The 1,139-nt window shown below is 74.7% G+C and carries 1 protein-coding gene; it reads left to right on the forward strand.

Going from position 1 to position 1,139, the window contains the following annotated elements; genetic code table 11:
- A partial coding sequence (locus VM95_RS37610; protein WP_045705963.1) for an AMP-binding protein occupies nt 1-1,139 on the forward strand: 1,139 nt, incomplete at both ends.

Here is a 1,139-nt window from a genome sequence, read left to right on the forward strand (position 1 = left end):
AGGCGGAGGGCGGTCTGGCGGGTCTGCTGGAGTACTCCTGCGACCTCTTCGACCCGGAGACGGCCGAGCGGATCTGCGAGCGTTTCGTCCGGGTGCTGACGGCGGCCGCCGCGGAGCCGGACCTGCGGATCGGGCGGATCGAGGTGCTGGACGCCGATGAGCGCCGGCAGGGGCTGGAGGGCTGGAGCAGCGCGCCGCGCGCCGTCGAGGCGTTGACCGCGGCGGAGCTGTTCGCGGCCCGGGTGGCGGCGGCGCCGGACGCGCCGGCGCTGCTGTTCGAGGGCGGCGAGCTGTCGGCGGCCGAACTCGACGCGCGGGTCACGAAGTTGGCCCGCTACCTGGTCGGGATGGGGGTCGGGCCGGAGTCGTTCGTGGCGCTGGCCCTGCCGCGCTCGGTGGAGCTCGTGGTCGCCGTGCTCGCGGTGTGGAAGGCGGGCGGGGCGTACCTTCCGGTCGACCCGGCCTACCCGGCCGAGCGGATCTCGTACATGCTCGATGACGCCCGGCCGCAGCTCGTGCTGACCCGCTCGGACGTGGCCGACCGGGTGCCGGACGGCCGTCCGGCGACGGTCCTGGACGACCCGGCCGTGATCGCGGCCGTGGAGGCGCAGTCCGCGGCGGAAATCGTCAGTCCGGCGCGGTTGTCGAACCCGGCCTACGTGATCTACACCTCCGGCTCGACCGGCCGCCCCAAGGGCGTCGTGGTCTCGCACGCGGGTGTGGCGGGCATGCTCGCCACCCAGCTCGAACGGGCGCCGGTGGGCCCCGGTTCGCGGGTGCTGCAGTTCGCCTCGCCGAGCTTCGACGTCGCCTTCTGGGATCTCGCCATGGGCCTGTTCACCGGCGCGGCCCTGGTGGTGGCGCCCGCCGAGAAGCTGGTCCCGGGCGAGGAGCTGGCGCAGGTGCTGACCGGCTTCGGGGTGACCCATGCGCTGCTGCCGCCGGTGGTCCTGGCGGCGATGGAGCCGAGTGACGAGCTGCTGCCGGGCGGCTTCCTGATGGCGGCCGGTGAGGCGCTGCCGGGTGAGGTCGTCGGCCGGTGGTCGCCGGGGCGCACCCTGCTGAACGTGTACGGCCCGACGGAGTCGACGGTCGCCGCGACGGTGAGTGGCAGCGGGCTGAGCGGTTCGGCGACGCCG

Origin of the sequence: Streptomyces rubellomurinus (assembly GCF_000961885.1) — a bacterium.
Classification (GTDB): domain Bacteria; phylum Actinomycetota; class Actinomycetes; order Streptomycetales; family Streptomycetaceae; genus Kitasatospora; species Kitasatospora rubellomurina.